General features: G+C 69.5%; 16 protein-coding genes. 6 read left to right on the plus strand and 10 right to left on the minus strand.

All coding sequences use genetic code 11. The features are described 5' to 3' along the window. Positions 1–99: 99 nt before the first annotated feature. Entirely contained in the window at positions 100–771 is a 672-nt protein-coding gene (locus KOD61_RS02680) for a TetR/AcrR family transcriptional regulator (RefSeq protein ID WP_407074580.1), read from the minus strand. 189 nt (positions 772–960) lie between these two features. Here KOD61_RS02680 and KOD61_RS02685 point away from each other — a divergent pair, with 189 nt between their 5' ends. Beyond that, complete coding sequence (locus KOD61_RS02685; RefSeq protein ID WP_251370632.1) at positions 961–1998, plus strand: efflux RND transporter periplasmic adaptor subunit; 1038 nt, start codon at positions 961–963, stop codon at positions 1996–1998. Between the two features lie 14 nt (positions 1999–2012). Next, positions 2013–5192: an efflux RND transporter permease subunit gene (locus KOD61_RS02690; protein WP_215219538.1), complete on the plus strand. Its 3180-nt coding sequence runs from the start codon at positions 2013–2015 to the stop codon at positions 5190–5192. Between the two features lie 21 nt (positions 5193–5213). Here KOD61_RS02690 and KOD61_RS02695 read toward each other — a convergent pair whose 3' ends face one another. The 5 genes from KOD61_RS02695 to KOD61_RS02715 form a co-directional block, all read right to left on the minus strand. Further along, positions 5214–6293 (minus strand): ABC transporter ATP-binding protein, encoded by a 1080-nt coding sequence (locus tag KOD61_RS02695; RefSeq protein WP_215219539.1) that lies wholly within the window; start codon positions 6291–6293, stop codon positions 5214–5216. Beyond that, positions 6283–7917 (minus strand): ABC transporter permease, encoded by a 1635-nt coding sequence (locus KOD61_RS02700; RefSeq protein WP_215219540.1) that lies wholly within the window; start codon positions 7915–7917, stop codon positions 6283–6285. The genes KOD61_RS02695 and KOD61_RS02700 overlap by 11 nt, the downstream gene beginning before the upstream one ends. Further along, complete coding sequence (locus tag KOD61_RS02705; protein WP_215219541.1) at positions 7901–8953, minus strand: extracellular solute-binding protein; 1053 nt, start codon at positions 8951–8953, stop codon at positions 7901–7903. Before KOD61_RS02705 ends, KOD61_RS02700 begins: the two co-directional genes overlap by 17 nt. 87 nt (positions 8954–9040) lie before the next feature. Further along, positions 9041–9736 carry a hypothetical protein gene (locus KOD61_RS02710; RefSeq protein WP_215219542.1) on the minus strand — a complete coding sequence of 232 codons (696 nt, stop codon included), beginning with the start codon at positions 9734–9736 and terminating at the stop codon, positions 9041–9043. 19 nt (positions 9737–9755) lie between these two features. Continuing rightward, positions 9756–10727, minus strand: coding sequence for a homoserine kinase (locus KOD61_RS02715; RefSeq protein ID WP_251370633.1), 972 nt, complete (start codon positions 10725–10727; stop codon positions 9756–9758). Between the two features lie 259 nt (positions 10728–10986). On the opposite strand from KOD61_RS02715, the gene thiC reads away from it, so the two are divergent. The 4 genes from thiC (at position 10987) to KOD61_RS02735 (ending at position 19303) form a co-directional block, all read left to right on the plus strand. Then, complete coding sequence (gene thiC / locus KOD61_RS02720) at positions 10987–12864, plus strand: phosphomethylpyrimidine synthase ThiC (protein WP_215219544.1); 1878 nt, start codon at positions 10987–10989, stop codon at positions 12862–12864. Positions 12865–12939: 75 nt separating this feature from the next. Continuing rightward, positions 12940–15312 carry a winged helix-turn-helix domain-containing protein gene (locus tag KOD61_RS02725; protein ID WP_215219545.1) on the plus strand — a complete coding sequence of 791 codons (2373 nt, stop codon included), beginning with the start codon at positions 12940–12942 and terminating at the stop codon, positions 15310–15312. Positions 15313–15455: 143 nt separating this feature from the next. Beyond that, positions 15456–16382 (plus strand): helix-turn-helix domain-containing protein, encoded by a 927-nt coding sequence (locus KOD61_RS02730; RefSeq protein ID WP_215219546.1) that lies wholly within the window; start codon positions 15456–15458, stop codon positions 16380–16382. A gap of 65 nt (positions 16383–16447) precedes the next feature. Continuing rightward, positions 16448–19303, plus strand: coding sequence for a TonB-dependent receptor plug domain-containing protein (locus tag KOD61_RS02735; protein WP_251370634.1), 2856 nt, complete (start codon positions 16448–16450; stop codon positions 19301–19303). 138 nt (positions 19304–19441) lie between these two features. Here KOD61_RS02735 and ppa read toward each other — a convergent pair whose 3' ends face one another. From ppa to KOD61_RS02755, 4 genes are all read right to left on the minus strand, one after another. Next, a complete protein-coding gene (ppa, locus tag KOD61_RS02740) occupies positions 19442–19990 on the minus strand; it encodes an inorganic diphosphatase (RefSeq protein WP_215219547.1) in 549 nt (182 codons plus the stop codon). A 126-nt stretch (positions 19991–20116) separates the two neighbouring features. Beyond that, positions 20117–21715, minus strand: a complete 1599-nt coding sequence (locus KOD61_RS02745) for a mechanosensitive ion channel (RefSeq protein ID WP_215219548.1) — start codon at positions 21713–21715, stop codon at positions 20117–20119. 124 nt (positions 21716–21839) lie between these two features. Then, positions 21840–22994 carry a putative porin gene (locus tag KOD61_RS02750; protein ID WP_215219549.1) on the minus strand — a complete coding sequence of 385 codons (1155 nt, stop codon included), beginning with the start codon at positions 22992–22994 and terminating at the stop codon, positions 21840–21842. A 157-nt stretch (positions 22995–23151) separates the two neighbouring features. Next, positions 23152–25179: a sodium-translocating pyrophosphatase gene (locus KOD61_RS02755; protein WP_215219550.1), complete on the minus strand. Its 2028-nt coding sequence runs from the start codon at positions 25177–25179 to the stop codon at positions 23152–23154. Between the last annotated feature and the right edge of the window lie 105 nt (positions 25180–25284).

Consider the following 25284-nt stretch of genomic DNA (forward strand, 5'->3'; position numbering starts at 1 on the left):
CCGTGCGGCGCCCGGGCGGCATTTTCGCGACCGCGACAGGATCGCCGCCGGCGGCGACCGGGACCGAGTGCCGGAAGTAACCGCGACCGCGGTCAGGGGTCATCGCGCACCCGCGTCCCGCCCATAGGCGCGCAGGAACAGGTCGACCGACGCCGTCAGATGGGCGTCCAGCTCGACCTCGTCGCACTGGCAACAGCCGAACACCAGCATGGCGTGCGGCTCGCCTTTCACCAGCGCGAAGAACTGGGTGGCGGCACGGTGCAGCGCGGCGGGGTCGGGGTCGATCGCGAGCACGCCGGTCGCCGCGCGCCGCGCGAGCAGCGCGGTGAATTCCTCGTGCACCCGCTGCGGCCCGGCCTCCCAGAACATGCGCGACAGCGCCGTGCCGGCCAGCTGCGGGGTGCACAGCATGCGGTGGCCAGCGACGGATTCGGGGCTGCTGACCATCGCGTAGAACGCCCGTGCGATGTCGAGCAGCCGCTCGCGCAACGGGGTGTCGGGCGACGGCTCGAACAGCGAGGACGGCAGCAGGTTCTTGCAGTGGGATTCCACCGCGGCGGCGAACAGCGACTCCTTGTCGCCGAAGTGGCTGTAGACGGTCAGCTTGGAGACCGCAGCCTCGGCGGCGATCTGATCCATGCTGACGCCGTCGAAGCCATGCATGACGAACATGCGCTTGGCCGCGTCGAGGATCGCGGCGCGCTTGCCCAGGTCCTTGGGTCGGCCGGGGCCGGGACCGCGGGCGGGCGTGGGGGGCGAGTCGGGTGAAATGCGCGCAGCCATGATGGAATACTAGACCAGCGGGTTCGATATTACTTACAGTACGTACTAGTTCATTAATTACGCCTGAGAGGCACCGGCATGCGCAGTCCGCGGAACCCTGCGATTCGACCCGGGCTCGCCGCCGTCCTCCTGCTGATGGTTGCGCTCGCAGTCGGATGCGGCAGTGACGAGGTCGCCGTGGAAACGGTCCGTCCCGTGCTGGTCACCCATCCGACCTCAGCAGCCGACGCTCAGGCCTCGTTCGCCGGCGACATCCGGGCGCGTGAAGAGAGCCCGCTGTCGTTCCGCGTCGGCGGCAAGATCGTGGAGCGCCACGTCGACGTCGGCGACCACGTGCGCCGTGGCGAACTGCTGGCGACGCTGGATGCCGCCGACCTGCAGGCGCGTGCCCGCGCCGCGCGCGCCCGGTTGGCGGCCGCCGAGGCCGAACTCGGCCGCGCCCGCGCCGACCAAGCCCGGTTTGCCGCACTTGCCGAAGACCAGCTGGTCAGCCGGTCCGCACTCGACGCCCAGAACGCGGCGGCCACCGCCGCACAAGGCCAGGTCGACGCCGCCCGCGCCGAACTCGAGGTCGCCGGCAACCAGTCAGGCTACAGCGAGCTGCGGGCCACCGCCGACGGCGTCATCGCCGCGCGCCACGTAGAGGCGGGGGAGGTGGTCGCGGCCGGGCAGGCGGTCTACACCCTGGCCGGCGACGGGACCCGCGAGGTCGCGTTCGCCGTGCCCGAGGGGCGCGTCGACGCCATCCGGCCCGGACAGGCGGTGCAGGTCGAGCTGTGGTCCGATCCCGAGCGGCGCTGGCCTGGCCGGGTGCGGGAGATCGCGCCAATGGCCGACCCGGCCTCGCGCACCTTTGCCGCCCGCGCGGTGGTGGAAGCGCCGGCCGGGGCGCTCGAACTCGGCCAGAGCGCCCGCGTGCACGTGGACACCAACGGCGACCGCGAAAGCCTGAGTGTCCCGTTGTCGGCGCTCCAGCGCGTCGGCGAGGACGCTGTGGCGGTGTTCGTGGTCGACCCGGCGACTTCCACCCTCAAGCTGCAGCCGGTGCAGGTGGGCGCGTACGGCAACGAGCGCGTCCCGGTCACCGGCGGGCTGGACCGCCAGGCCTGGGTCGTCGCCGCCGGCGGGCACCTGCTGCGCGAAGGCCAGAAGGTGCAACCGGTCGACCGTGACAACCGCCCGGTGCGCGGTGCGTCCGCGGCCGCGGTCGACTGAGCGGAACCGCGACGATGCGCTTCAACCTGTCCGAGTGGGCGCTGCGGCACCGTAGCCTGGTGGTCTACGCGATGCTGGTGCTGGCGATCGCCGGCGCATTCTCCTACCTCAAGCTCGGCCGGAGCGAGGACCCCGCCTTCACCTTCAAGGTGATGGTGATCCATACCGTGTGGCCCGGCGCGACCGCAGAGCAGGTCGCCCGGCAGGTGACCGACCGGATCGAGCGCAAGCTGATGGAAACGGGCGAGTACGAGTTCATCCGCTCGTACTCGCGCCCCGGCGAGTCGCAGGTGATCTTCGCCGCGCGCGACTCGATGCGGTCGGGCGAGATTCCGGATCTGTTCTACCAGGTCCGCAAGAAGGTCGGCGACCTGCGCCCCGAACTGCCGCGCGACATCGTTGGGCCGTTCTTCAACGATGAGTTCGGCGACACCTTCGGCAACATCTACGCGCTCACCGGCGAAGGCTTCGACTACGCGGTGATGAAGGACTACGCCGAGCGCGTGCAACTGGCGCTGCAGGCGGTCCCCGACGTCGGCAAGATCGAACTGTTCGGCGTCCAGGACGAGAAGATCTGGATCGAGCTTTCCAATACCAAGCTGGCGACGCTGGGCGTGCCCGCCTCGGCGGTGCAGCAGGCGCTGGAGCAGCAGAACGCGATGGTGCCGGCTGGCTTCTTCGAGACGCCGGGCAACCGCGTGCCGGTGCGCATCAGCGGACAGTTCCGCAGCGTCGAGCAGATCCGCGACTTCCCGATCCGGGTCGGTGACCGCACCTTCCGGCTCGGCGACGTGGCCGAGGTCGGCCGTGGTTTTGCCGATCCGCCGGGTCCGGGCATGCGCTTCATGGGCGACAACGCGATCGGCATCGGCGTGTCGATGAAGCAGGGCGGAGACATCCTGGAACTGGGCGAGACGCTGGAGGCGCGCTTCGCCGAACTGCAGGCGACCCTGCCGGCCGGGATGGAACTGCACAAGGTCTCCGACCAGCCGGCGGCGGTGGAGGAATCGGTCGGCGAGTTCGTCAAGGTGCTGACCGAGGCGGTGGTCATCGTGCTGCTGGTGAGCTTCCTGTCGCTGGGCGTGCGGACCGGCCTGGTGGTCGCGCTGTCGATCCCGCTGGTGCTGGCGATGACGTTCTTCGTCATGGACCTGCTCGGGGTCGGCCTGCACAAGATCTCGCTTGGCGCACTGGTGCTCGCGCTCGGGCTTCTGGTGGACGACGCGATCATCGCGGTGGAGATGATGGCCATCAAGATGGAGCAGGGCTTCGACCGCCTGCGCGCTGCAGCATTCGCGTGGGACAGCACCGCGTTCCCGATGCTGACCGGCACGCTGATCACCGCGGCCGGCTTCCTGCCGATCGCGACCGCCGCCTCGAGCACGGGCGAGTACACCCGCTCGCTGTTCGAGGTGGTGACGATCGCGCTGCTGGTGTCTTGGATCGCCGCGGTGGCGTTCATCCCGTACCTGGGCGACAAGCTGCTGCCTGGTATTGACAGGAACACTGGCGGCCACGCGGCCGCGCCCAGGCCGGGTTCGCTGGCGGCGCGCTGGCAGGGGCAGCGCGAACGCTGGGCAGACCGCTTCCCGGCGTTTGCCGACGTGATCGCGCCGATGCCGCACGACGGACACCTGCACGACCCGTACGGCACGCGCTTCTACCAGCGCTTCCGCGGCTGGCTGGTGTGGTGCGTGCGGCGGCGCTGGCTGGTGATCGGCCTGACGGTCGCCGGTTTCGTGGCCTCGGTGTTGATGTTCCGGTTCGTTCCGCAGCAGTTCTTCCCCGATTCGGTTCGGCCCGAACTGATGGTCGACATGGAGCTGGCCGAGGGCAGCTCGCTGAAGGCCACCGCCACCCAGGTCGAGCGGCTCGAGGAGTTGCTCGCCGCGCGCGGCGACCTGGTCAACTACACCGCCTACGTCGGCACGGGGTCGCCGCGGTTCTACCTGCCGCTCGACCAGCAGCTGCCGGCCGCCAACTTCGCCCAGTTCGTGCTGATGCCCGAGAGCCTCGAGGCACGCGAGGCGGTGCGCAGCTGGATGATCGAGGAGGTCGTGCCGAAGTTCCCCGAGCTGCAGTTGCGCGTGACCCGCCTCGAGAACGGCCCGCCGGTCGGCTACCCGGTGCAGTTCCGGGTGTCGGGCGAGCACATCGAGCAGGTACGCGCGATTGCCTATGCCGTGCGCGGGAAGATCCGCGAGAACCCGCACGTGGCAAACGTGAACCTCGACTGGGACGAGCCCGGCAAGGTGGTGCGGCTGCAGGTCGACCAGGACCGCGCTCGCGCGCTGGGCATTACCTCGGCGCAGCTGGCGCAGGTGCTCGGCAGTTCGCTGTCGGGCAGCCAGGTGAGCACGTTCCGCGAGGGCGACGAGCTGATCGGCATGATGCTGCGCGGCGCCGACGCCGAGCGCGTGCAGCTCGACGAGCTCGACAGCCTGATGGTCCCCACCGCCAGCGGGCAGAGCGTGCCGCTGGGCCAGGTTGCAACCATCGAGTACGGCTTCGAAGAGGGGATCATCTGGCACCGCGACCGCAAGCCGACGATGACCGTGCGCGCCGACATCTACGACGGCACCCAGCCGGCGACGGTGATGGCGCAGATCTCGCCGACGCTCGACGGGATCCGCGCCGGACTGCCTTTCGGCTACTCGGTCGAGATCGGTGGCAGCGTCGAGGACTCCGCCCGCGGGCAGAACTCCATCATCGCCGGCGTGCCGCTGTTCCTGTTCGTCGTGTTCACCCTGCTGATGCTGCAACTGCGCAGCTTCTCGCGCAGCATCATGGTGCTGCTGACCGCGCCGCTGGGGCTGATCGGCGTGACCCTGTTCCTGCTGGTGTTCCGGGTGCCTTTCGGCTTCGTGGCGATGCTCGGCACGATCGCGCTGGCCGGCATGATCATGCGCAATTCGGTGATCCTGGTCGACCAGATCGAGCAGGACCGCGAGGACGGCCGCGAGCCGTGGCAGGCGATCGTGGAGGCCGCGGTGCGGCGGTTCAGGCCGATCGTGCTGACCGCGCTGGCGGCGATCCTGGCGATGATCCCGCTGTCGCGCAGCGCCTTCTTCGGACCGATGGCGGTGGCGATCATGGGCGGCCTGCTGGTCGCCACGGTGCTGACGCTGTTCTTCCTGCCTGCGCTGTACGCGGCGTGGTTCAGGGTCAGGGTTCCGGCGGACGCGGCGCGCTGAACCCGCGCGCCCGCGGGCGCGTCAGTCGCCGGTACCGGCCAGCACTTCGCCGCCCGGTTGCGGCGGGTGTTCGAACACGATGACGTGCTCCAGGTCCAGCCGGATGCCGATCCGCTGGCCGATGGCATGGTCGTGGTGGGATGGCACCAGCGCCTCCACCAGGTCGCCCCCCTCGAGCTGCAGCGTGTAGAGGAAGTCGGCGCCGCGGAAATGCCGGCGTACGATTCGTGCCTGCAGCGGCGCGTCGTCGTCGTGGATGACGTCGTCCGGGCGCAGCAACATTTCCACCCGCGAACCCGTCGGCGCGCCCAGGCGGTGGTCGGCGGCGAGCACGCCGAAGGCGGTGTGCACGTGGTCCGCGTCGACGACGGTCGCCGGCAGCAGCACGCCCTCTCCGACGAAGCCGGCGATGAAACGGTTCGCCGGGCGGTGGTAGAGGTCGTAGCCGCTGGCCCACTGCTGCAGCCGCCCATCGCCGATCACGCCGATGCGGTCGGCCATCGCGAAGGCCTCGACCTGCGAGTGCGTCACCAGCAGCGCGCCGATGCCGGCGGCCTTCAGCGCCTCGCGCACCTGCACCGCCAAGCGCTCGCGCAAATCGGGATCAAGGCTCGAGAACGGTTCGTCCAGCAACACCAACCGCGGTTGCGGCGCCAGCGCGCGCGCCAGTGCGACGCGCTGCTGCTGGCCGCCGGAGAGCCGGTGCGGCTGGCGGTCGGCGGCGTCGACCAGGCCGACCAGCTCCAGCACTTCGCGCGCACGCGCCAGCGCCTTGGGCCGCGGCCAGCGGAACAGGCCGAAGCGGACGTTGTCGAGCACGCTCAGGTGCGGCAGCAGCGCGTGGTCCTGGAACACCATGCCGAGGCGGCGCTGTTCCGGTGGCAGGTGCACGCCGTCACCGACCAGCAGTTCGCCGTCGGCGCGGATGCGACCGCCCATCAACCGCTCGAAGCCTGCGACCGCCCGCAGCAGGGTGGTCTTGCCGGCGCCGGACGGACCGAGCAGGCAACCGATCTCGCCGTCCTCCAGTGTCAGGCTGGCATCGGCCAGTACCACCCGGCCGCCGTAGCCGACCGTCGCGTTGTCTATCTCAAGTCGCATCGCGTCCCCGTCGTGTCAGCGCGATCACCGGAACCAGGCCGACCAGCGCAATGGCCAGCGAGGGCAGGGCGGCGCGTGCGTACTCGCCTTCGTTGGTCATCTCGAACACCCGCGTGGCCAGCGTGTCCCAGCCGAACGGACGCATCATCAGGGTGATCGGCATTTCCTTCATCGTGTCGACGAACACCAGCAGCGCGGCGTTGGCGAAACTGCCGCGCAGCAGCGGCCAGTGGACCTGCCGCAGCTGGCGGGTGCCGGTCACGCCGAGCACGCGGCTGGCCTCCAGCAGGCTGGGCCGGATCCGCAGCAGGCCACCGGCCACCGGCGCATGCGCCACGGCCAGGAAGCGGATGCCGTAGGCCACCAGCAACAGCACCAGTCCCCCTTCCAGCACCAGCTCCCACCCGTGGCGCTCGAACAGCCAGGTCGAGAACATCGCGACCGGCACGTACAGCCCGATCGCGAGCAGCGCGCCCGGCAACCCGTAACCCAGGGTGGTGATGCGGGTGACCGTGCCGGTCAACAGTCCCGGCTGCTCGCGCGCGGCCAGAGCAATGACGAAGGCGGCGACCGTGGTCAGCACCGCCGCCATGGCGGCCAGCGACAGCGCATTGCGGATGCTGGCGAGGTAGCGTGCGTCGAGGTCGGCGAAGTGCCGGGCGCCGTCCCATGCGAGCTGCGCCAGCGGCAACAGCAGCGCAACGCCGACCACCAGCGCACACAGCGCGCTCGCCCACCAGCCGCGTTTGCCCAGCGGCAACCGGGTCGCACCGGGATGGCCGACCGAGGCGAACGACTGGCGGCGGCGCGACACGGCTTCCAGCCCGACCAGCGCCAGCACGACCAGCAGCATGACCGCGGCGATCTGCAGCGCGGTGTCGGTGGAAAACAGCGCAAACCACGCCTTGTAGATCGCGGTGGTGAAGGTGTCGTAGTTGAAGGCGGAGACCGCACCGAAATCGGCCAACGTTTCCATCAGCACCAGCAACGTGCCGCCGGCGATCCACGGCCGCGCCAGCGGCAGGCTTGCCTGCCGGAACGCACGCCACGGACCCATGCCCAGCGCACGCGCGGCCTCGAGCGCGCGCGCTCCCTGGGTGGCGAAAGCCTCGCGGGCGACCAGGTAGACATACGGGTACAGCGCCAGCGTCATCACCGCGACCAGGCCGCCGCGCGAACGGATCTCGGGCAGCTCCCAGCCGACGCTGTCGCGCACCCATCCCGCCAGCGGTGCGCTGTAGTCGAACAGGCCGATGAAAGCGACCGCGAGCACGTAGCCGGGCAACGCCAGTGGCAGCACCAGCAGCCAGGCGAACACCCGTCGCCCGGGGAACTCACACAGCGCGACCAGCGCCGCCAGCGCCGTGCCCAGCACGGCCGTGCCTGCGCCCACGCCGAGCAGAAGCCAGAAGGTATTGCCGGCCACCTGCGGCAGCACGTACTGCCACAGGTGGCCCAGGGTGGCCGGGTCGGGGCGGAGCAGGGCGGCCAATGTCGCCACCAGCGGCACCAGCGCCGGTAGCGTCAGCGCGACCGCCAGCCACGTCCAGGCGCCGGGCCACTGCCTGCCGGCGTGCACGTCCCACCGGTGGGGGTGCGGCGTGGGCTCAGCGGTAGCCGGCACGGTCCATCAGCTTGACCGCCTCGGCCTGCATCGCGCCAGCCTGGGAGACGTTGATGAGATCAGCGCGGTACTCGCCCCAGCCCTTGATCAGGTCGGCCATCGGGATCCCGGGGTTGGCCGGGTACTCCAGGTTCTCGCCGGCGAACAGCTCCTGCGCGGTGCCGCCCGACAGCCACTCGATGAACGCCTGCGCGGCGTCGGGCTGGTCGGAATGCTTGACCACGCCCGCGCCGGACACGTTGACGTGCACGCCGCGCCCGCCGTCGGCCTGGTTCGGCCAGAACACCGTGACCGGCAGTTCCGCATCCTGCTTCAACGCCCGGCCCAGGTAATAGGTGTTGGTGATGCCCACGTCGCAGCGGCCCGCGGCAATCGCCTCGATCACTGCGTTGTCGTTGGCCATCGGCGCGGCCGCGAGGTTGTCGACCCAGCCGCGGACCACGCGCTCGGTCTCTTCCGCGCCGAGAGTGGCCATCATGGTGGCGACCAGGCTCTGGTTGTAGACGGCGCCGCTGGTGCGCAGGCACAGCCGGCCCTTCCATTCCGGCCCGGCCAGCGCCTCGTAGGTCGAGAGCGTGTCGGCCGGTGCGCGCGTGGGGTTGTGGATGATCGTGCGGGCGCGCACAGACAGGCCGAACCAGCGGTTATCCGGGTCCTGCAGGTTGTCGGGGATGTTGGCCTCCAGCACCGGGGACTCGATCGGCTGCAGCAGGTCCAGGTTGGCCGCCTGCCAGAGGTTGCCGGCGTCGACGGTGATGAACACGTCGGCCGGGGTGCGGCTGCCTTCGGCCTTCAGGCGCTCCATCAGCGGCGGCGCCTTGTCGGTGAGGTAGGTGACCTTGACGCCGGTCTCTTCGGTGTAGCGGTCGAACAGCGGCTTGACCAGCTGTTCGTTGCGCGAGGTGTAGACGACCAGCTCGGCCGGGGCTGCGGCAGCGGCGTCGGGGGCCGACGCGTCGGTCGGCGTGGCGGGTTCCTGGCTGGAGCAGGCGGCGAGGGAGACCAGCACGGCGGAGGACAGCAGCAACGGACGCATGGGCATTCCCGGGTCTGAATGAGAATCGCTATTGTCTTCGATGTCGCGCCCGCGTGCCGTTACCCGGTCTGGCCGCTGCCGGTGGGCTCAGTCGGCGGCCGGGGCGGGCGCGCTGTCGGCGCCCCAGGGCGCGGGCGGCAGGGTCACCGGCCGGGTCAGGTCGAACGCGACGCGGAACAGGCGCGGGCTGCCCGGCCGGGCCAGTTCGTACACGAACTGCGCGCCGGGCTCGACCTCGATCGCCCAGACGTTGGTGTTGGAAACCTCCATGCCCTCGCGGCTGAACATTTCGCGCGAGAACCCGTCCACCGGGAACTCCTGACGACCGGCGCTGCCGGTGTGGGCGGTGTCACCGCCGTACATCGTGACGGCGTCGTCGCTGCCGTCCTCGTGGCGATGGTCGTGTTTCAGCCGCAAGCCGCCGTCGGTGCGGGTGACCACCCAGGTGCGCGACCGGTCGTCGCCGACGTGGAAGGGGATGCGGATCTCCGCGTCGCTGCATTCGCGCACATGCATCACGAGCGGCTTGCCCTCGAACGCGTCCGGGGTGGTGCTCGGCGGTTCATTGGCCGCGATGGTGCCGGCGAAGGCCTGGCCACACAGGGCGCCCAGCCGGTCGAAGAAGGCGTCCTGGGCGGTCGGCGCCGGGGCGTCCGTGGAGGCATCGGCGCTGGCGGTGCTGCCGGCGGGGTCCGGAGCGGCCGGATTCGGCGAACAGGCGGAGAGGGCGACGGCAAGTGTCGCGGCGAGCAGGGCGCGGGGCGCGTTCAGGGTTTTGTCCATGCCCGGACGCTACCCGCAATCACGGGGCACTGCCAGCAGGCACCAGTTCCGCGCGGGGCCCGTCCACCGGCGACACCCACGCCCGGCTGGCGAGGCCGGCATCGGCGAACGCGGCCTGCATCGCCGCCGCGCCGGAATTCGCGGTGGCGACGTCGACAAACCAGCCGAACACGCTCGGGCCCGCCCCGGAGATACTCGCGCCCAGCGCGCCGTGGGCCAGCGCCGCCTGCTTGACGGCGGCGAAGCCGGGGATCAGGTGCGCGCGGCGCGGCTCGACCAGCACGTCGCGCAGCCCCGCCGCCACCAGCGCGTGATCGCCGCGGTACAGGCCGGCGAGGAACAGCGCCAGGCATTCACTTTGCCGGACGAACTCGCCGATCGCGTACGGCGCCGCCAGCGCGTCGCGGGCGAACCGGGTCTCGACCACGTGGTCGGGATGGACCGCCGCGCAATACAGCGCCGGCGCCGGCAAGCGCACCACGCGCTCGGCGGTGGCCAATACGATCCCGCCGAACAGCATCGGCCCGACGTTGTCGCCGGCCGGGCTGCCGCTCGCAACGGCTTCACCCACCAGCGCGAGCGGATACAGCTGGTCACGCGAGAGGGGCTGGTCGAGCAGCGCATTGGCGGCGACCAGCGCCGCCACGCACGACGCCGCCGACCCGCCCAGGCCCGAACCCAGCGCGATGCCCTTGTGCAGGACCAGTTCGAAGCCATGGCCGACCTGGTGGCGTTCGCGCAGTTCGATGAGCGCGCGCCCGGCGGTGTTGAGTTCGGCCGCGGTCGGCAGGAGGCCGGCACCCTTGGCATCGCCCTCGATCGCGGCAATGCGCACGCAGGGCGCTTCGATGCGACGGACCGTCGCGCGGTCGCCGGGGCCGCTGATGGTGTGGCCGAGCAGGTCGAAGCCTACCCCGATGTTGCCGATGCCGGCCGGCGCGAAGGCCGTCGCCGTGGCCCGGTTGCGCTCCCCGCCGATCAAGCCCGCCACCGCGCCTCCCCAGGAGCCGCACCGTGCGGCCGTCCGCCCATTATCGGCCGCAACTGGCCGTGCGGCGGAACGCATGGTCAAATGCGCGCTGAAGCGGGGGTACCGGGCACACCAGCCCGGTTGAGACAGACCCTTCGAACCTGATGCGGGCAAGGTCGGCGATGCCGTCGACCCCAGCCGCCGTAGGGAGCTTCGCCGGTCCCGGCCCCGCCGTGGCCGTGCGCCGCCGCTTCGTCCACGCCGCCACAGGACGAACGCCATGAATGCCATTCCCTCTCCGCTGCAGCAACAGGCCGAGCAACTGTCGGCCGACGTCGTGCGCCCGATCCCGGGCTCGCACAAGATCTTCGTCACCGGCTCGCGCGCCGACCTGCGCGTACCGATGCGCGAGATCGAACTGGCGCGCACGCCGACCATCTTCGGCGGCGAGGAGAACGCCGCGCTCGCGGTCTACGACACCTCCGGCGCCTACACCGATGCCAACGCGCGGATCGACCTGGCCCGCGGGCTGTCGCCGCTGCGCGCCGGCTGGATCCAGGAGCGTGGCGACACCGAGGCGCTGCCCGGCCTGTCGTCGGAGTTCGGACGCCAGCGGGAGCACGACGCACGGCTGGACGCGGTCCGTTTCGGCAATCGTCCACTGCCGCGCCGCGCGCTGGCCGGTACCAACGTGACCCAGATGCATTACGCGCGCCGCGGCATCGTCACGCCGGAGATGGAGTTCATCGCGATCCGCGAGAACCAGCGCATCGACGCGATCCGTGAGGCGCACCTGCTGCGCCAGCACCCGGGCGAATCCTTCGGCGCAAGCATCCCGAAGCTCATCACCCCGGAGTTCGTCCGTGACGAGGTCGCCCGCGGCCGCGCGATCATCCCCAACAACATCAACCACCCCGAAAGCGAGCCGATGATTATCGGCCGCAACTTCCTCACCAAGGTCAACGCCAACATCGGCAACAGCGCGGTGTCGTCGGGCATCGCCGAGGAGGTCGAGAAGCTGGTGTGGTCGATCCGCTGGGGCGCCGACACGGTGATGGACCTGTCGACCGGCAAGCACATCCACGAGACGCGCGAGTGGATCATCCGCAACTCGCCGGTCCCGATCGGCACGGTGCCGATCTACCAGGCGCTGGAGAAGGTCGACGGCCGTGCCAAGGAACTGACCTGGGAGATCTTCCGCGACACGCTCATCGAGCAGGCGGAGCAGGGCGTGGACTACTTCACGATCCACGCCGGCGTGCTGCTGCGCTACGTGCCGCTGACCGCCAAGCGCGTCACCGGCATCGTCAGTCGTGGCGGTTCGATCATGGCCAAGTGGTGCCTGGCGCACCACCGCGAGAGCTTCCTCTACGAGCACTTCGAGGACATATGCGAAATCATGAAGGCCTACGACGTGGCCTTCAGCCTTGGCGACGGCCTGCGCCCGGGCAGCATCGCCGATGCCAACGACGCCGCCCAGTTCGGCGAGCTCGAAACCCTTGGCGAGCTGACCAAAATTGCCTGGAAGCATGACATCCAGACCATGATCGAGGGCCCTGGCCACGTGCCGATGCAGCTGATCAAGGAGAACATGGACAAGCAGCTGGAGGTGTGCGGCGAGGCGCCGTTCTACACCCTTGGCCCGCTGACCACCGACATCGCCCCGGGCTACGACCACATCACCAGCGCGATCGGCGCGGCGATGATCGGCTGGTACGGCTGCGCGATGCTCTGCTACGTAACGCCCAAGGAGCATCTCGGCCTGCCGAACAAGCACGACGTGCGCGAGGGCCTGATGGCGTACCGGATCGCCGCCCACGCGGCCGACCTGGCCAAGGGCCATCCGGGCGCGCAGGCCCGCGACAACGCGCTCAGCAAGGCCCGGTTCGAGTTCCGCTGGGAGGACCAGTTCAACCTCGGCCTCGATCCCGAGCGGGCAATGGAATACCACGACGAGACCCTGCCGAAGGATGCCCACAAGTCGGCGCACTTCTGTTCGATGTGCGGCCCGCACTTCTGCTCGATGCGCATCACCCAGGACGTACGCGACTACGCGGCCGAGAACGGGCTCGACGAGCAGGCGGCGTTGGTCGAGGGCATGGCGGAGAAGGCGGCGGAGTTCCGCGCGGCCGGTGCGGAGGTTTACCGCAAGGCGTGACCCGGGGGGCACTTCGCGGGCAAGTCCATTGGCACATGGGCAGTTCATGACGGGACCGTGATAATTGCCGGCTTCATGCCGACCACCCTGCCCCTGCCATCGGATCGACTGCGAATCGGCGATTGCGTCGTCGACGTGCCGCTGCGCGAGGTGCACGCGCCCGGCGCGCGACGGCCGCGGCGCATCACCCCCAAATCGATGGGGGTGCTGCTCGCGCTGGTCGACAACGCCGGGCGCGTGGTCGGCCGTGATGCGTTGCTGGCGGCCGTCTGGCCCGACACCCTGCCGACCAACGACGTCGTCACCCAGGCAATCACCCAGTTGCGCAAGGCCTTCGAGCCGGCCCGAGATGCCGGTGGCCAGCCCTATATCGAGACGATCGCCAAGAGCGGCTACCGCCTGTTGGCGCCGATCGAATGGCTGCCGCACCAGGACCATGGTGGCGCCGGGATGCCGGCTGTCGACGCGAGCGCTGCAGGTGGACGGCCCGTCGCCGGCGCAGGGCCCATGGAGGCGGTGCCCACGACCGCGCCGACGCCGGCAACTGGAGCCGCCCCAACGCCCGTGGCGTCGCCCGCCAGCGGGCGTGGCGACGGCATCCGCGGCGGCTGGGGCACCATCGCCGCGGCGGTGGCCGTCGCGCTGCTGCTCGCGATCTTCCTGGTCTGGTGGTACCGCCCGGTGCCGTCGCCCGAGCCGACGTCCTCGAACGGCAAAGCGGCCGAGGATCCGCTGTCGATCGACACGCGCCTGATCACCTCCTCGCCGGGCTTCGAGCTTGGGCCAAGCCTGAACCCCGACGGTTCGATGGTGGCCTACGTGGCGGTGCCGGACGGCCAGCGCAACGTCGCGATCATGGTCCAGACGACCGCTCCGACCGCACCGCGCCAGCTGACCCGTCCCACCGGCGGGGCCGACGACTTCTCCCCGGCCTGGTCGCCCGACGGGCGCACGATCGCGTTCCTGCGCGTGGTGCCCGAGCAGAGCTGCCAGGTGCTCGTGGTGCTCGCCGGTGGCGGCGGCGAACGGGTGGTGGGGCGCTGCGACGAACGCCACGTGCCCACCTTCGACTGGACCCCCGACGGGCGCGGCCTGGTGTTCGGCGGTCACGGCGTGTTCCACGACCGCCCGGGGTTGTTCGTGCTGGACCTGGAAAGCGGCGAGCCGCGCGACATCGAGTACGACGCGACACCGCAGAACCACGATTTCGCGCCCCATTACTCGCCTGACGGCCGCTGGATCGTGTTCGTGCGCAACACGCCGGTCGGCGACTTCTGGCGCATCCCGGCCACCGGCGGCGTCGCCGAGCGGCTCACCTGGCTCAACACCCAGATCCTGGGCTGGGACTGGGCACCCAGTGGTCGCGCGCTGATCTACGCCGAGAACAACGACGAGGCCGGCTCGCGCCTGTTCCGGCTGGACCTCGAAACGGGCGTGCGGACCGACCTCGGCATCGCCGACGCCCAGGACCCGGCCGTCGCCGCCAAGGTCCCGGCGATCGCCTTCGTCCACCGCGCGACCCGCTTCGGGCTGTACCGGTTCGACGGCTCGGGCCCGGGCACCAGCGACGGTTCCGAACGGCTGTACACGTCCTCGGGGCGCGACCGCCTGGCCGCGCTTTCCCCGGATGGCCGCCGGCTGGCGTTCGCCTCGGACCGCTCCGGCCGGTACCGCCTCTGGCTTGGGGACCTGGAGCGGAGCGGGTCTGCACCGGTGCTGCTGGACGGGGTCGAGCCGGGATCGCGGCACCTGCCGTCCTGGTCACCCGACAGCGAGCGCCTGCTGCTGGTGGGGCGCGCCACCACGGGCGAAGACCGCGGCCACGGGGTCTACGAGATCACGCCGGCCAGTGGCCGCATCACCCGCCTGTCATTGCCGGTAGCGGATGCGGTGCAGGTGCTGCATGCCCCCGATACCGCCGCCGGACAGGGCCGGATACTGCTGGTCGCGGCTGACCAGCAAGGCCGGACCGGACTGGAGGCGTTCGTCCGGGACGACGCCGGCCAGTGGACACGCGATGCCACGTTGCCGCTGGTATCACGGGTGCAGGTCGATGCAGCGCGCGGGCGGGTGGTATTCACCCGCCCGGGTGAGCCGGGCCTGTGGGAGGCCGACCTCGCTCTGACGCCGGCCAGCGTCCGCCAGCTGGACCCGGAGTTCCCGACCGTCACCAACTACCGCGCCTGGGCGGTTGCTCCCGACGGCAGCGTGCTCGGCATTGCACGACGCTCCCACTGCGCCGCCCTGCTCGAATATCGCGGCGCGACCGACGCCGGCGGCCGCTCGCGCTGCCTCGACACGACGATGCGTGCGGCCACCTACGGCATGAGCATCAACCCGCGCACCAATGAGATCTACGTCACGATGGTGGAGTACGACATCGGCGACATCGGCTTCGCCAGCTACGAATCGCCGCCCGAAACGATGTGGCCCGGCGTCGTCAAGTAATTGATGGGATTGGGAAAACTCCCTTCGTAATTCTTTCGCCACGGCTTTCGTGGCGATTTCGTGCAAGTCTCCGCGATCTTTCCTGATGCAAGCCGCCGGATCCGGCACATCCATTCACCAACTCCTGGCAATGGGTGTGGGTAATGGACAAGATCCTCTGGGCCGATCGCGGCCAGCTGCTGCAGCTCGACAATACCGACCACGAACACCAGACGCGTTGTATCGGCGTCTCCCGGCTGGGCAGCGCGCAGGCGTCGCCGCACCAGTTCAGCATTTGGGTGCAGCTGCGCGGCAGCTCCTGGGTGGACTCCCGCGAGGGCCGGTTCCACCTGAAGCGCGGTGACTGGATCGCCTTCGAGCGGGACTCCCGCCCGGAGATCCAGACCGACCGGCACGGCTTGTGCCTGGGCCTGGCGCTAGGCGCCGACGCCCAGAAGACCCTGGCGCGACTGGCCGAGATGACCCTGTTCTCCGGCCGCGGCCGGGTCGACCACCGCGACGCGCGCGTGTTCGCCCGCCTCTGGCGCGGGGCCCGGCCGCGCCTTGCCGCCCTGCAGGCGGTCGACGGCAGTGGCGAGGTCGCCGCGCTGCGGCCGCTGCTGATGCACTTGGCCACCATCCAGCACGAGCTCAGTGCCCGCATCACGCGCTGCCCGGGCCGCTCCCGCTCACGCAAGCGCCAGGTCTTCGGCCGGATGCAGCGTGCGCGCATGTACCTGGAAGGCCACTGCGACCGGGTCGTCCGCATCAGCGAGCTGGCCGAGCTGACGAGCTTCTCCAGCTGGTACTTCTCCAAGACCTACCACGCGCTCTATGACGAAAGCCCGCAGGCCGCCTCGGCGCGCCTGCGGCTGGAGCGGGCGGCGGACCTGCTGGCGGGCAGCCCGATGATGGTCGGCGAGGTGGCCGCGGCCTGCGGTTTCGACAACTGCTGCAGCTTCGCGCGGGCGTTCCGCGCCCGCCACGGCATGTCGGCGAGTACCTACCGGCATAACGCGAAGATCACCGCGGCCATGGCCGCGAGGACAGATTCGGCAAAGACACCGGGCCTCGATCGCAAAGCGGCGTAGCCCGGCGGGCCGTAGCTTGGGCGAGGCGTTTAACACGCCCATAACGATTATCTGGAGAGAGATAAATGACTCATCGCAATCTGCGTCCCGCGATGCGGCTCGGCCTGTTGCCGGCTGCCGTCGCTGTCGCACTTGTACCGGCCATTGCCGGTGCGCAGGAAGCCGCCCCGGCTGCCCAGGAAGCGACCACGCTCGATCGCATCGAAGTGACCGGTTCGCGCATCCGCGGCGTGAACATGGAGACCCAGCAGCCGATCGTCACGCTGAGCCGTGAGGAGATCCAGAAGCAGGGCTTCACCTCCGTCGCCGACGTGCTGCAGAACCTGACCTCGGCCGGCTCCCCGGCGATCTCCCGCTCCGAGGCCCTTGCCTCCGGCGAGAACGTGGGCGGTTACTACATCGACATCCGCAACCTGGGCGCCAACCGCACCCTGGTGCTGGTCAACGGCAAGCGCCTGGGCGCGACCACCGGCGGCTACCAGGATCTCAGCCAGATCCCGATGTCGGCCATCGACCGGATGGAAATCCTTAAGGACGGCGCCTCGGCCATCTACGGTTCCGACGCGATCGCCGGCGTGGTCAACGTGATCACCCGCAAGCGCTTCGAAGGCGCTGAAGCCACCGCGTACGTCGGCCAGTTCGGCGAAGGCGACGGCGAGACCCAGCAGTACTCGTTCACCGTCGGCCAGACCAGCGACCGCGGCGGCACGACCCTCTCGGTCGAGTACTCGAAGGAAGAGCCGGTCTTCGCCGGTGACCGCTGGTTCTCCAAGTGGGGCAACGCCGGTCCGGACTACCCGGGCTCGGGCTTCAGCCCGGTCAGCCAGAACGGTTCGTGGTACGGCCCGTGTGGCCCGGGCGGCGCCGACACCTGGTGCACCCTGTCCGACGGCGGCGACCCGACCAACCTGGCCGACTACCGCCCGCACACCACGGCCGACAACGCCAACTCCAACCTGCAGATGATGCTGCGCACCGGCATCGAGCGCCGCTCGGTGTTCGCCAGCACCACCTACGACGTCAGCGACTCGATCTCGTTCGACGCCGACGTGCTGTACAACCAGCGCATCACCGACCAGCAGATCGCCGGTTACCCGTACCAGTCGCTCGCGTTCGACACCCAGCTCTCCGGTGACAGCGCGTTCAACCCGGTCGGCGAGGACATCGACTTCCGCCGCCGCCTGTGGGAAGTGCCGCGCACCACCCGCAGCGAGCTCGAGACCTACCGCTTCGCCGGTGGTTTCAAGGGCTTCTTCCAGCTGGCCGACAAGTACTGGGACTGGGACGTTGGCGCGCTGCTCAACCGCAACAGCCTGAGCAAGACCGGCCACGGCGACGCCAGCCTGATCGCGACCCGCCAGGCCCTGGGCCCGTCGTTCATCAACGGTGACGGCATCGCCCAGTGCGGCACCGCCGCCGACCCGATCTCTCTGGACAACTGCCGTCCGTGGAACCCGCTGCTGCCGAACGGCGTCGCGGGCCAGGGTTCGCTGGCCGATGCCGACCTGCAGACCTTCATGTTCCCGTACTTCACCGATACCGGTACCACCCGCACCACCAGCTACACCGCCAACGTGTCGGGTTCGCTGGCCGAGCTGCCGGCGGGCGACCTGGGCATCGCGATGGGCTACGAGCACCGCAAGGAATCGGGCCGCTTCGTGCCGGACGCGTTCGCGCAGTCGGGTGAGTACACCGGCCTGGCCGCCACCACCACCGAGGGTGACTACGCGCTGGACGAGTTCTACGTCGAGCTCAACATCCCGGTGCTGGCCGACATGGCCTTCGCCAAGGAGCTGACCTTCAACGTCGCGAGCCGCTACTCCGACTACAGCAACTTCGGTGACACCACCAACAGCAAGTTCGGCTTCACCTGGCGTCCGGTCGACGAGTTGCTCGTCCGCGGCACCGTGGCCGAGGGCTTCCGTGCGCCGTCGATCGACAACCTGTACGGCGGCGTCGGCAGCAGCTTCGAGGACTACACCGATCCGTGTGGTGTGGACGCTGTCGGCAGCGTCAACGGCAACGCGGCCTGCACCGCCGCTGGCGTGCCGGTCGGCTACGTGCAGCTGGGCCAGGGCCTGGTGCCGTGCACCAGCTACCCGTGCCAGACGCCGGACCAGTTCTTCACCGGTTCCAACCCGAACCTTCTACCGGAAACCTCCACCAGCCAGACCATGGGCCTGGTGTGGAGCCCGCGTTGGGTGCAGGGCCTCGACATCAGCGTCGACTGGTACCAGTACGAGATCGAGGACATGATCATCTCGGACAGCGTCGACCGCATCCTGCGTGACTGCTACGTGCTCGGCGACGCAAGCCGCTGCGCGCAGGCCAACGTCACCCGCGCCGCGGACGGCCACATCACCGGCATGTTCTACGGCCTGGCCAACCTCGGCCAGATGGAGACCGAAGGCTACGACGTCGGCGTGCGCTACAAGCTGCCGGAAACCAGCTTCGGCAACTTCTCGGTCGACTGGCAGAACACGTACACCAGCCGTTACGACCAAGCCGGCGAGAACGCGGACGGCGACCCGATCACCGTCGGCTACGTTGGCACCCCGGGCATCTTCCGCCTGCGCTCGAACCTGGGCGTGGATTGGGAGATGGGCAACTTCGGCGCCTCGTACACCGCCCGCTACTACTCGGGCATGAACGAGTCGTGCGTCACCAACCGTCCGTGCACCGACCCCGACCGTTACTCCAATGGTGAGCCGGCCGCGCAGCGCCACACCGGTTCCAACACCTTCCACGACCTGCAGCTGAACTGGCAGGCCCCGTGGAACGCGACCGTCGCTGTTGGTGCCAACAACGTGTTCGACCACGCCGGTCCGATCATGTTCACCCAGCCGAACAGCAACTACCCGTACTACGGTGGTTTCGAAATCGGCCGCTTCGTGTACATGAAGTACCAGCAGCGCTTCTGATCGACCCGTCGATCGAAGTGAGTTGAAGGAGGCGGCCCCGGAAACGGGGCCGCTTCTTTTTTGATGGTTGCCGCGCGACATCGCGGGCAAAAAAAAGCCGCCCGGAGGCGGCTTTTCCTGTGGCGCAGGACCAGCGACTCAGAAGTTCGGCTTCTCCGCCGACGCTTCGAACCGCTGCATCGACTCGACCAGGATCTTCTTGGCCTCGCTGGCGTCGCCCCAGCCGTCGAGCTTCACCCACTTGCCCTTCTCCAGGTCCTTGTAGTGCTCGAAGAAGTGGCCGATGCGCTCGCACCAGTGCGGGCTGACCTTGTTGATGTCGTCGATGTGCGCGTAGCCGGCAAACACCTTGTCGACCGGCACCGCCAGCAGCTTCTCGTCGCTGCCGGCCTCGTCGCTCATCTTCAGCACGCCGACCGGGCGGCAGCGGATCACCGAACCGGGGATCAGCGGCAGCGGCAGGATCACCATCACGTCGGCCGGGTCGCCGTCCCCGCACAGGGTGTGGGGGACGTAGCCGTAGTTGCACGGGTAGCGCATGGGCGTCGACAGGATGCGGTCGACGAAGATCGCGCCCGAAGCCTTGTCGACCTCGTACTTGACCGGCTCTGCGTCCTTGGGGATTTCGATGATGACGTTGATTTCGTCCGGCGGGTTCTTGCCGGTCGGGACGAGGTCCAGGCCCATGCGGTGCTCCAGTGTGCGGGGGAGGCCGCGTCGGGCGGCCGGAAAGCCGGCCATTTTACCCCGCTGGCTGCTGCAGCGCAGCAGCGCCGGACGGGCGTTGCATTGCCCGCCCGGCGCGCTCCCCGGCTACATCCCTGAAGGCGGCTTGCGGTCCAGGTACTGGCTCGCCCAGCGGTCGGTCACGCGGCCTGCGGCCCCGCGGCCACCCAGCCCGAACGCCAGCGCCACCGCCACGGCCACCGCGCCAAGCACCAGGCCGAAGGCGAGGTTGACGATCTCGTCGGCCACGCCCATCGCGCGCAGGCCCATCGCGACCACCAGGCCGAGGATCGCCACCCGGGCGATGCGAGCCAGCCCGCGGCCCTCGGGGTTGGCGCGCTGGATCGCCCGCCCGGCCAGGTCCGCCAGCCAGTAGCCGACCACGAAGATCACGAGCCCCAGCAGGATGTCGGCGCCGAACGCGATGAACTGCTCCAGCAGCGCATGCACGCCGCCGAACCCGAGCAGCCCGGCCGCCTCGACGGTCGCGAACAGCATGATGAAGAACAGCGCCACCTTGCCGGCGAGTTCGGACAGGCTCGGCATCCCGGGGCCTGCCACGGGCGCGGCGTCGACACCCGGCGGGGTCACGATCCGGCGCTGCTCGGGCTGCCCGTTGGCCAGGGTGTCGGCCGAATGCACGGTGCCGGTGGCCGCGCCCGCCGTGCCATCGCTGTGCACGGTGTCGGAAGACGTGGCGAACGCATGGCCAAGGCCGATGCGTTGCGGCACCAGGTCGAAGCCGAGGTTGGCCAGCAGCCGTGTCACCAGCCCGGCCACGAAGCGGCCGATGAACCACGCCAGGATCAGGATCGCCGCGGCGGCCAGCACGTTCGGCACGGCGAGCAGGAACTCGTTGAGCATCCGCGTGAGCGGCCGCGAGATGGCGTCGATCCGCAACGCATCCAGCGCTGCGATCAGCGTCGGCACGATCACCAGTACGAATGCCAGCGTCCCGCCCAGCTGCGACAGCCGGATGCCACGGGTGTTTTCGTTGCTCTCGCTGAAGCGGTCGACGCCGGTTGCGGCGAGCAGGTTGCTGACGATCCCGCGCACCACCTTGGCGATGATCCAGCCGATCACGCCGATGATCGCAGCGGCGAGCAGGTTGGGCAGCATCGCCAGCAGCTTGGTCATCATCGCCGACAGCGGTTCCATCAACCCTTCGATCTGCAGCACCCCGACGATCGCCGGCAGGAACAGCAGCAGCACCAGCCAGAAGGCCACGTTTCCGAGGGTGTGGGACATCGGCTGGGCGTTGGCCTTCTCCGACAACTTCTCGTCGAGCTGGGTCGCGGCCAGGGCCTTGTTGACCACCACCCGGGCCAGCGTCGCCACCAGCCATGCGACCAGCGCGAGCACCGCGGCCGGGATGATGGTGCCGACGAACCCGGCCAACGGCCCGGTCACGCCGTCGACATGCATCACGCTGAGCGCGCCGACGACCGCCATCAGCAGGATCGCCCAGAACACGATACGACCGGCGATGCGCTCGATGTCGACCTTGGACTGCGTGTGCGCGGCCAGGCGCTGGTTGGCGTTGGCCGCGTCCAGGCCCTTCCGCGTCAGCGAGCCGGCGACCAGCGCGACGATCCAGCCGACCAGCAGGATCGCGATCCCGCCGAGGATGTAGGGCAGGTGCGGCCCGAACGAATGTTGCAGGGAATCTTGCCAGGTAGGTTGCATGTGAGGTCCCTCCCGATGAGGCACGGCAAGACATGCCGTGCCGAAGTAAACAGGCCGCCGCGATCCCGGCGACCCGTTGACCTTCACAAACAGGGGGTGAACACCACGTGCGTACGGCGGCGCCTCAGAACCGGTGCGACAGCCGCACGTAGACGTCGCGGTCCAGCCGCGCCCGCGTACCGACCGGGTGCTCCAGCTCGCGCCGCTCGCGCACGCGCGCCTCCATCGAGGTGCGCTCGGCGAACTTCCATTGGTAGCGGACCTCCGTCAGCCGGTCATTGGGCCGGAAGTCGGGGGAAATCAACCACCCGGCGCCGACCTCGCCGTGGGCGATGCCGATGTTGTGGCCGGGCGCCATCTCGTAGAGGCTGGCGGCGACCTGCCAGGCCAGCCCGTCGGCGTTGCCATCGCCACCGGTGCCCACCCGCGCATCCGGTGGGGTGTCGAAGGCGTACGCCAGTTCCGCCCCGGCGACCAGCTTCATGCCGTTGCCACCGACCGGCCAGGTGGCAGCCAGCCGAGCGTCCGCGGTGAGGTAGTCGTCGCGCGCGTCGCTGCCCGCGCCGGCGACCGCAAGGCTGGAGGGCATCCAGGTGAGCGACAGCATCCGCAGGCTCACCGGGCCCCAGGCCTCGCTGTTCTCGACGGCAAGGAAGGTCGACACCCGGCTGCCGGAATCGCTGAAGTCCAGCGGCGCGCGAGTGACGCCGGTGCCCCGGCGGTGGCGGTGCTCGGCGATCGCGTGGCCGCGCCAGCCGGCGCCGATCGGCATGTCCAGATGGACACCGTCGGTCCAGGTGACGTCGGTGTTGGGGCTGTCGTCGCGGTCCAGGCTCTTGGCCGCGACGCCGGGCAGGTTGAACACCGTCTGGAAGCGGCCGACGCGCAGTCGCATGCCGTCGTCCGGCGCGGCGTAGGCGAGGTAGGCCTCGTCCAGGGTTACGTCACCGAACGCGGTGCCCGTGCGCGTGCTGGCGTAGCCGCGCAGGTAGGCCTGCACGTCCTCCTGGTCGCTGCTGAAGCGACCGGCCACGCGTGCCCGCGCAGTCCAGTTGTCGGCGAAGGCGTTCTGGACCGCCACGCGCAGGCGGGCGTTGAACGCGTCGTTGTCGGTGACGGTACCGTCGCGGGCGGTGGTGCGGCCGGCGAACCAGCCGCCGCGCAGGTCGCCCGACGCGTTCCAGCCCGGGTCGTCGGCGGCAAATGCAGGCGTGGCGGCCAGGGCGAGCAGCAGGGCCAGGGAGCCAGCCGCGGCGGAGGAGGGAGCAAGGCGGATCATCGGGTTCACCGGTTGGGGCGCGGTGCGCGTCGGTCGCAGCATGCGCGCGGCGAGGCGCCGGGGGATTGATGCGGATCAAGTGTCCCGCGGGTCGGGCTGGAGAAAAGGAGGCGGCCCGCAGGGGCCGCCTCCTGGATACCGCGGTTGCATCCCTTGCCTAGAGCAACGGCACCATCAGCAGCGCGACGATGTTGATGATCTTGATGAGCGGGTTGATCGCCGGGCCGGCGGTGTCCTTGTAGGGGTCGCCGACGGTGTCGCCGGTGACGGCCGCCTTGTGCGCCTCGCTGCCCTTGCCGCCGTGGTGGCCGTCCTCGATGTACTTCTTGGCGTTATCCCACGCGCCGCCGCCGGTGGTCATCGAGATCGCCACGAACAGGCCGGTCACGATGGTGCCGATCAGCAGCCCGCCCAGCGCCTTCGGCCCGAGCAGCAGGCCGACCACGATCGGCACCGCGACCGGCAACAGCGACGGGATGATCATTTCGCGGATCGCCGAGCGGGTCAGCATGTCGACGGCACGCGAGTAGTCGGGCTTGCCTGTGCCGGCCATGATCCCCGGGATCTCGCGGAACTGCCGGCGTACTTCCTCGACCACCGCACCAGCCGCCCGACCCACCGCCTCCATTGCCATCGCGCCGAACAGGTAGGGGATCAGGCCGCCGATCAGCAGGCCGATGATCACCTCGTGGTCGGACAGGTCGAAGGCGAACACCTCGCCGGGATTGCTGGCCTGCAGGTTATGGGTGTAGTCGGCAAACAGCACGAGCGCCGCGAGCGCCGCCGAACCGATCGCGTAGCCCTTGGTCACCGCTTTGGTGGTGTTGCCGACCGCGTCCAGCGGGTCGGTCACGTTGCGCACCTCCGGCGGCAGCTCGGCCATCTCGGCGATGCCACCGGCGTTGTCGGTGATCGGGCCGTAGGCGTCGAGCGCGACGATCATCCCCGCCATCGACAGCATCGCGGTCGCGGCAATCGCGATGCCGTACAGGCCACCGAGCTCGAAGCAGCCCCAGATCGCGACGCAGACCGCGATCACCGGCCACGCGGTCGACTTCATCGAGATCCCCAGGCCGGCGATGATGTTGGTGCCGTGCCCGGTGGTGGATGCCGCGGCGATGTGCTGCACCGGCTTGAACTGGGTGCCGGTGTAGTACTCGGTGATCCACACGATCGCACCGGTCAGCGCCAGGCCGACAAGGGCGCAGAAATAAAGGTTGAGCGGACCGGTGGCGAAGTCGTCCATCAGCATCGTGGTGACCGGGTAGAACGCGATCGCTGCGAGGACCGCCGACACGATCACGCCCTTGTACAGCGCGCCCATGATCGAGCCGCCTTCCTTCACCTTGACGAACATCGCGCCGATGATCGAGGCGATGATCGAAACCCCGCCGAGCACCAGCGGATAGAGCGCGCCATTGGCCCCGACCACGTCGGCCATCAGGTAGCCCAGCAGCATGGTCGCGATCACGGTGACCGCGTAGGTCTCGAACAGATCCGCGGCCATGCCGGCGCAGTCACCGACGTTGTCCCCCACGTTGTCGGCGATCACCGCCGGGTTGCGCGGGTCGTCCTCGGGAATGCCGGCCTCGACCTTGCCGACCAGATCGGCACCGACGTCGGCGCCCTTGGTGAAGATGCCGCCACCCAGGCGGGCGAAGATCGATATCAGCGACGAGCCGAATGCGAGCCCGACCAGCGCGTGCAGCGCGGCCTCGCCGACGATGCCCATCTCCCCCAGCACCCACCAGTAGCCGGCGACGCCCAACAGGCCCAGCCCGACCACCAGCATGCCGGTGATCGCGCCGCCGCGGAACGCAACGTCCATCGCCGGCCCCATGCCCTTGCGGGCGGCCTCTGCGGTGCGCACGTTGGCCCGCACCGAGACGTTCATGCCGATGTAGCCCGCTGCGCCCGAGAGCACCGCGCCGAGCAGGAAGCCGACCGCGGTCGACCACCCCAGGAAGAAACCGATCAGCAGGAACAGCACCACGCCGGCGATGGAGATCGTCAGGTATTGCCGGTTGAGGTAGGCGCGCGCGCCTTCCTGGATCGCGCCGGCGATCTGTTGCATGCGTTCGTTGCCGGCGGGCTGTGCGCTGATCCAGCGCGCGGAGATGATCCCGTACAGGATCGCGATGACGGCGCAGACCAGCGCCAAGGCCAAACCGTACTGCTCCAGCATGAACCCCTCCCCCAATGAATGAAGTGGACTAAGTGGAATTTCGGATTGCCGCACATTCGGTTTTGGTTGGCACGGCGAACTGAACCGCCGGCAACAGCGCGACTA

The sequence above is a fragment of the Lysobacter luteus genome (genome assembly GCF_907164845.1).
Lineage (GTDB): Bacteria > Pseudomonadota > Gammaproteobacteria > Xanthomonadales > Xanthomonadaceae > Novilysobacter > Novilysobacter luteus.